This window comes from Millisia brevis NBRC 105863 (assembly GCF_001552615.1).
Classification (GTDB): Bacteria; Actinomycetota; Actinomycetes; order Mycobacteriales; family Mycobacteriaceae; genus Millisia; species Millisia brevis.
In genome coordinates this window covers 243,488-250,770 of sequence record NZ_BCRN01000008.1, presented here as the reverse complement: position 1 = coordinate 250,770, position 7,283 = coordinate 243,488, and the positions used below count along the sequence as shown (strand labels likewise).

The following is a 7,283-nucleotide window of genomic DNA, read 5'->3' as shown; positions in this document are numbered from 1 at the left end:
CGCTCGCGTTGACTCATCCGATCTGCCCGCGAAGCGCCCTCGGCGCTTCGCAGAGGCCGCCGCACCCTTGTCACCCGGACGAAACGGTCCCGTCGGCAGCCCGCATCGACAGTCGGCCGACCCGACCCGCGCCGGACAAACCCAGCCCCTTCCGGAGAAGCGACCGGCCCGAGCAGCGCACGCAACTGTTTACTTCGCGGAAACGGAAACCGGCTCTCCGAGCTTTAAACTCTACAAGCGTAGGATAAACGATCGCCGCTCAGGACGGACAGTTCAATGACCCACACCGATGTCGCCGCACCCACCCTGGTCGGGACACTCACCGCCGCCGACATCGTCCGTACACGTGAGGTGTTGGCCGAACAGGGTGTGGTCACCCCGAGTACCCGATTCGTCTACCTGGGGTTGGAAGAGCCCGACAAAGACCAAGTGATACACGGACGTCCGATAGAACGTCGGACCCGCGCGATGCTGATCGACACGCGCACCGGCGCCAGCCTGGATGCCGTCGTATCGGTGGATGCCGCAACGCTTGTCAGCGTCCGCGAGGTCGACGGAACGAACGGGCAGGTGCCGATTCTCGACGAGGAGTTCGAGTCGATCCAGGACATCCTGCAGAACAACCCGCAGTGGTGCGCGGCGATTCGGCGACGCGGCATCGAGCCGGAGACCGTCGCGCTCGCGCCCCTATCCGCAGGGAACTTCGGCCATCCCGACGAAGCCGGTCGGCGCGTCATCCGCGTACTCGGGTTCCATCAGCGGTTCGAGACCGATCACTGCTGGGCACACCCGGTGGACGGCATGGTCGCCTACGTCGACATGGTTCGACGCGAGATGTTCGAACTGATCGACGACACGGTCTTCACGGTTCCGATGGAGAACGGCAACTTCAATGATCCCGAGCTGGCCGGGCCGCCGTTGGCGACGTTGAAACCCATCGAGATCACCCAGCCGCAGGGCCCGTCGTTCACCGTCGGAGATAGCCGGGTGACGTGGGCGAACTGGCAGCTCGATGTCGAGTTCGACGCCCGGGAAGGTCTGGTTCTGCGCAATATCGGCTACCGCGACGGCGCAGAACTGCGGCCCATCATCTACCGGGCCTCGATCGCGGAAATGGTTGTGCCCTACGGCGATCCCTCGCCGGTGCGCTACTGGCAGAACTACTTCGACACCGGCGAGTACATCTACGGCCGTTATACGAACTCACTCAAGCTGGGCTGCGACTGCCTGGGAGAGATTCACTATCTCGACGGGGTCCTGGCAGACGAGTTCGGCAATCCCCGGACTATTCCGAATGCCATCTGTATGCACGAGGAGGACTTCGGAACGTTGTGGAAGCATACGGATCAGTTCACGGGCGTCGAAGAAGTACGGCGGCAGCGGCGGCTCGTGATTTCTTTCTTCACCACGGTGGGCAACTACGATTACGGCTTCTACTGGTATTTCTATCTGGACGGCACCATCGAGTGCGAGGCAAAACTCACCGGCGTTCTGTTCACCACCTCCCACAGTGAGGCGAACGCGGCATATGCCACCAAACTCGCGGATGACCTCGGCGCGCCCTACCACCAACACCTGTTCAGCGCCCGATTGGATGTCAGCGTCGATGGCGCCCTGAATACCGTTTCCGAGATCGAGGCCGTCCGGCTGCCGATGGGCGAGGGCAATCCGTACGGCAATGCCTTTACCCTGTCCGCGGCACCGATCACCAACGAAGCCGATGCGGCCCGCCTCGCCGATTCGTCCGTCGGACGGGTATGGCATATCCACAGCGCCGATCGTGTGCACCGCACCGGCACACCCACCGGATACGCATTGCTGCCGCAGACGGGTCCGACGTTGATGGCGGATCCCGATTCGGTGATCGCGCGGCGCGCCGCGTTCGCTCGAAAGCACCTGTGGGTGACCAGGTATGACCGCGACGAACGGTACCCGTCCGGCGACTTCGTCAACCAGAACGACGGGCAGGATGGGCTTCCGGCCTACCAGGCGAAGCAGCGCAATCTCGAGGCTGCGGACATCGTGCTGTGGCATACGTTCGGGCCGACACATTTCCCGCGCGCCGAGGACTGGCCGGTCATGCCGGTCGACTACGCCAAGTTCACGATGAAGCCGGTCAATTTCTTCGCTCGCAATCCGACCCTGAATGTACCGCCGTCAACGGTCGATCATTGCGCAGCCCCCGGCGCGGCCGACCACGGCCATCACACGTCACACAGCACCAACGGCCGAACCTAGTGTGACATTACTCCCGCAGAATTCTCCGGATATGCGGTTCGACATCGGACGCGAAGAACATAATGTCCAATACCGCCGCCTGCATACACACACCATCGAAGAAGAAGCCGAGAACTTCCGCCGTCACGTGGTCGGTGTACTCCTCGAGCATTTCGACGAAGCCGAGCGACCACTGCCTGCTTTCGGCTTTCAACGCTCGATTACGCAATGACGCCAGATAGAGGTCGTGGTCGATCACCAGAACGTGATGCTGGCGAACAGTCAGCTCCTCGATCAACTGGGCGAGACCAACCGCAAGCCCGCCCTCGGCAACCTGCTCCCGCAGAATACGCGTACTGAGCGCACGGTTCCGCTCGCGGGCGAGCTTGACGACCTCGCCGATCAGTTCACCCTTGTCCTCGAAGTGATAGCTGGTCGAACCGAGCGGGACATCCGAAGCTTCGGCCACCGCTCGAAAAGTGAGTGAATCGAGCCCCTTCTCGCCGACAACTCGCAGCGCAGCTTCGGTGATCCGTTGCTTGCGGTCGGGATCGAATCGCCGTACCGACCCTCGCGTGCCCACGGTCAACAGCTTACCTCGCGCGGCTGCCCGGCTCGAGCGTGCCGATCGGGAGATCGCCGTTATGTACGACTGTACATATCGTTTCTGTTCGGTAAATCCCGATACATCTAGGTAAAACAGCAGCTAGTCGCCTATCAAAGTCAGCGCAACCGAGTCATCATCGATATGTACGAACGTACGCATCGAAGCGGAGCGTCCGCCCGGCAACCCGCCCGGCCGCGGGCGAACCGCAGCACTGTCGTCCGACACGAATCGCGAAGAGGCGAGTTCGCGCCCTCCCAGCCATCTGCGCAACCGACGATTCCAGGAGAACCCTTATGTCTACTCGGCACCCGACTATTGCTTCGGGCAGCAGCACTCGACCACAGACCGGAGAGGAATACCTGGCGAGCCTGCGTGACGACCGCGAGGTATACATCTACGGCAAGCGCATCGAAGACGTGACTTCCCATCCGGCATACCGGAATTCGGCCGCCACCATCTCCGGGCTCTACGACAGCCTGCACGACGGTGCCACCAACGGCGAGATCGTGGTGCCGACCGATACCGGAAGCGGCGGATTCACCCACGCGTTCTTCAAAGTCCCGCACACCAAGGAGGATCTCGTAGAGGGGCGCGAGGCCATCCGCGCCTGGCAGCGTCAGACCTGCGGCTGGATGGGGCGTACGCCCGACTACAAGGCCAGCATGATCGCCACCCTGGGCGCCGACCCGGAGTTCTTCGGCGAGTTCGCCGACAACGCGCGCTACTGGTACACCCGCGTCCAGGAGGAGGTTCTGCACGTCGGCCACGCGATCGTGCACCCGCCGGTCGATCGCGCCAAAGGCGTCGAGCAGGTCAAGGACGTCTTCGTTCACGTCGACGAGGAGGTCGACGGCGGCCTGATCGTCAGTGGCGCAAAGGTGGTCGCCACCGGCGCAGCCCTGACTCAGTACTGTTTCGTCTCACATTTCGGGGCTGCGCTCGGGAAGAAGGAGTTCGCCCTCATCTTCATGGCCCCCATGAACGGCTCCGGCGTCAAGCTCTATTCACGTCACTCGTACGAGTTCGCGGCCTCGGCGGCGGCAAGCCCGTTCGACTACCCCCTGTCGAGCCGGTTCGACGAGAACGACGCCATCCTGGTCTTCGATCGGGCCTTCATCCCCTGGGAGAACGTCCTGATCTACGACACCAAGAAGATCGAGGAGTTCAACGTAGGGTCGTACAGTTGGGGCCCGCGCGCCGCATTCCAGGCATCGACCCGCCTGGAGGTCAAGCTCGATTTCATCATCGGGCTGGTCAGCAAGGCACTCGATGTGACCGGCGCCGGTGGATTCCGTGGTGTACAAGCACAATTCGGCGAGATCATCGCCTTCCGCAATATCGCGGCGGCCCTGCGCGACGCGATGATCCAGGAGGCCGCACCGGGATTCGGCGGCAGCATGGTGCCCAATACCCAGTACGCGCTGGCCTACGCGGCGGCCGCCCCCGGTCTCTACAGCCGGATGCGGCAGATCATCGAGACGATTATCGCCTCCGGGTTGATCTATCTGAACTCGAACGCGGTGGACTTCCAGGTCCCGGAGATCAAGCGGGACCTCGACCGTTTCATGCGGGGCTCCAATGGGCTCACCGCGATGGATCGCTCCAAGGTGATGAAGGCGCTCTGGGATTCCATCGGGAGCGAATTCGGGGCGCGGCACGAGCTGTACGAGCTCAACTACTGGGGGCAACCGGAGAAGACCTACCTGGACATCCTGTCGCTCGCGGAGCAGGACGGCTACCTCGCCGGCAGCCGCAAGCGAGCCGAGGTGTTCATGGACTCCTACGACCTCAGCGGATTCAAGACCGGCCGACTCACCAATCCGACCGACGTGAGCCGCATCGGCTCCGATCCGGTGAATTCCCTTGCTCCCGCGGGTGATCCGCGATGAGCGAGTACGCCACAGCCGGATCGATGGTGCGCAGGCAGAAGTCGGCGTGGTGGCGGACCGTCCTCGGGGAGTACCCGACCGGCGTCACCCTGATCACCTCGCGATCCGACTCCGGCGATCCCGTCGGAATGGTGGTCGGGACGTTCAGCGCCGTCTCGGAGGACCCGCCGATCATCGCCTTCATGCCGGGCTCGAACTCGTGGAACGGACAGCAGATTCAGCGCAATGGCACGTTCTGCGCCAGCGTCTTGGGATACGAACACGAAGCGATCTGCCGCGCCTTCGCGCAGAGTGCCGAGGATCGATTCGACCGATGCGAATGGGTGGAGACCGACAAGGGCAACCTTCGGCTCGCCGACGCCGTGGTCTGGTTCGAGGCCGAGGTCGGTGAAGTGATGCCGGCCGGGGATCACAAGATCGTCCTCGGTGCGGTCAGCTCGCTCGGACTCGGCGACGGGAGCGCCGGCCTGCCGCTGCTGTTCCTGAAAGGCGGCTATGGGTCGTTCACCGCGCCCGCGCTGAACTTCGACCTGCACGGCTTCGGAGGCCAACTTCGCCAAGCCGAGACCTTCCGAACGCTCATCCAGCAGCTCGCCGACGACACCGGCACGGAATGCGTGCTCTCCGCCCTGGCACAGGACTCGGTCGTCGTTCTGATGGCTGCCAATGTGCACGCGAACAACCCCGCATCGCTACTGGGTCGAGCGTTCCCCTTCGCGGCCCCGCTGGCACCGGCGCTGGCCGCCTGGGGTGATCCGGACCGCGAGAAGCTCTGGGCCGAGACCTCGCGTCACCTGATCGGCGCGGTCGACCGTCCGTTCATCGCCGAGCTTCTCGCCTCGGTACAGCAGCGCGGCTACGCGATCTCCGTCGGAAGCACCATGGCCGAACGGTTCGATCGTATTGCGCTCGACCCGGCCTCGAGCCGATCGGAGCTCGCCGACGTCTGGAACGGGGTGGTCACCGATGTGCGGCGAACGATCGACCCGAGTATCGCCCACGGTGACATCAGCTCGATTCAGGTTCCGGTCTTCGACCACCTCGGGTACGCCGCCTTCGAACTCGTGATCAGCGGGTTCTCCCGGCATCCGGGCGCCCCTTCCTTCGAGGACGTCCTCGCACGGGCCCTGGCAACCGCCGACGCCCTGACTCGACAAATCGGCGGAACAACCTCCACCGATCACACACCGAAAGTCTGAGGAGAGAAAGATGTCTCGCGCAAAAGTCACAACCGCAGTGCCGATGGCCACCGGCGTCACGGCGACCACTCCCCCGATGCTCGAGGAACCCGGCCTGTCCGGCCCCTATTCACTGACTCCGGTTACCGACTCCGACCCGCGGGTGCGCAGCGAACTTACCCGGATCCTGGAGGCGGTCCGCACCTTGCGGCCACTGCTCCGAGAGCGTCAGGCAGCAACCGAGGAGGCCGGCCAGTACGCCCCCGACGTGCACGACTACTTCATCGAACACGGTCTGTACTCCGTGCTCGCGCCGCAGAAGTTCGGTGGCTCCGAGTTGGGCATTCCGGCGTTCTTCGCGGTGATCGCGGAGGTCGCGCGCGGGTGCCCCTCGACCGCATGGTGTCTGTCGCTGTCGGTGGCGCACAGCTTGACGCTCGCGTCGTACTGGAACGAGGAGGCGCAATCGGAGATCTTCGGAGCCAACGACTACATGATCGGTCCGTCGTCCGGTAATCCGATCGAATCCACCGTCGAACGGGTGGAGGGCGGCTACCTCATTTCGGGTACCTGGCGATACTGCTCGGGCGCGCCCTATTCGACGCACTTCTTTCCGGTCATCACCGTGCCGGCAACCGACGAGCGCCCGGAGTTTCGGGCATGGGCGGTGGTCGAGCGGGACGACTACACCGTTCTCGACGACTGGGGCCGGGTCATCGGCATGCGGGGCAGCGGGTCGAACGGAATCCGGATCGACAAGGCGTTCGTGCCGTTCCACCATGTCTCGGAGGAGAACTGGACCTCGGAGGCCACGTCCCCCGCGGTCGGGTACGGCGTCCACCGGAACCCTACCTACTCCGGTGTCTTCTTCGGGTTCGCAGAGGGCGAGGTCGCCGCGGTTTCCGTCGGCCTGGGGTACGCCGCGATCGACGAGTACGAGCGCATCATTCGCACCACGAAGGCTCCCTTCGATCCCAATGGTGCGCGCCGGGCCGACGCCGATGATTGGCGCAGGGTCCTGGGCATGGCGATGGCGCGAGTCGACACCGCCGGCGCGGCGCTGGTCCACTCGGGACGGCAATACGAGGAATTCGCGCGACAACTGGTGGAACGCGAGTATGCCTTCGACGCCGCCCGTTCGATGCGACTGAACAACGCCTACTTCGTGGTCGAGGAACTCGTCTGGGAGTCGTTGCAGGAACTCATTCGCACCGCCGGTACCGGCTTCTCGGCCGATGGCCAGAAGATGCAGCGATACTTCCGCGACATCTGGACCACGGTCGGACGGACCGATCAATTCCAGTTCTTCGCCGCGCCGGCCATGCAGTTCCACTTCGAGGGCCCGCCGCCGATCGACTGACCCCGCCATCGAACCGAACCCATCGAGAAAGG

Annotated in this window: 5 protein-coding genes; 4 read left to right on the top strand and 1 reads right to left on the bottom strand. The window is 63.8% G+C overall.

Going from position 1 to position 7,283, the window contains the following annotated elements:
• Positions 1 to 276 precede the first annotated feature (276 nt).
• Complete coding sequence (locus MB1_RS13565) at positions 277 to 2,238, top strand: primary-amine oxidase (RefSeq protein ID WP_066907953.1); 1,962 nt, start codon at positions 277 to 279, stop codon at positions 2,236 to 2,238.
• Between the two features lie 7 nt (positions 2,239 to 2,245).
• Here MB1_RS13565 and MB1_RS13560 read toward each other — a convergent pair whose 3' ends face one another.
• Complete coding sequence (locus MB1_RS13560) at positions 2,246 to 2,800, bottom strand: TetR/AcrR family transcriptional regulator (protein WP_218000242.1); 555 nt, start codon at positions 2,798 to 2,800, stop codon at positions 2,246 to 2,248.
• A 317-nt stretch (positions 2,801 to 3,117) separates the two neighbouring features.
• Between MB1_RS13560 and MB1_RS13555 the strand changes: the two genes are divergently transcribed.
• The 3 genes from MB1_RS13555 to MB1_RS13545 are packed head-to-tail and all read left to right on the top strand — an operon-like array spanning position 3,118 to position 7,251.
• Positions 3,118 to 4,713 (top strand): 4-hydroxyphenylacetate 3-hydroxylase N-terminal domain-containing protein, encoded by a 1,596-nt coding sequence (locus MB1_RS13555; RefSeq protein WP_066907947.1) that lies wholly within the window; start codon positions 3,118 to 3,120, stop codon positions 4,711 to 4,713.
• Positions 4,710 to 5,912, top strand: coding sequence for a flavin reductase family protein (locus MB1_RS13550; RefSeq protein ID WP_066907945.1), 1,203 nt, complete (start codon positions 4,710 to 4,712; stop codon positions 5,910 to 5,912). Before MB1_RS13555 ends, MB1_RS13550 begins: the two co-directional genes overlap by 4 nt.
• A 10-nt stretch (positions 5,913 to 5,922) precedes the next feature.
• The gene (locus MB1_RS13545; protein WP_084351708.1) at positions 5,923 to 7,251 is read left to right on the top strand and encodes an acyl-CoA dehydrogenase family protein; all 1,329 of its coding nucleotides are present in this window, start codon (positions 5,923 to 5,925) and stop codon (positions 7,249 to 7,251) included.
• Positions 7,252 to 7,283: the final 32 nt, after the last annotated feature.

What these genes read in the sequence shown, in the direction of transcription:
- MB1_RS13545 (WP_084351708.1), top strand. Translation starts at nt 5,923, where the DNA reads ATGTCTCGCGCAAAAGTCACAACCGCAGTGCCGATGGCCACCGGCGTC.
- MB1_RS13550 (WP_066907945.1), top strand. Translation starts at nt 4,710, where the DNA reads ATGAGCGAGTACGCCACAGCCGGATCGATGGTGCGCAGGCAGAAGTCG.
- MB1_RS13555 (WP_066907947.1), top strand. Translation starts at nt 3,118, where the DNA reads ATGTCTACTCGGCACCCGACTATTGCTTCGGGCAGCAGCACTCGACCA.
- MB1_RS13565 (WP_066907953.1), top strand. Translation starts at nt 277, where the DNA reads ATGACCCACACCGATGTCGCCGCACCCACCCTGGTCGGGACACTCACC.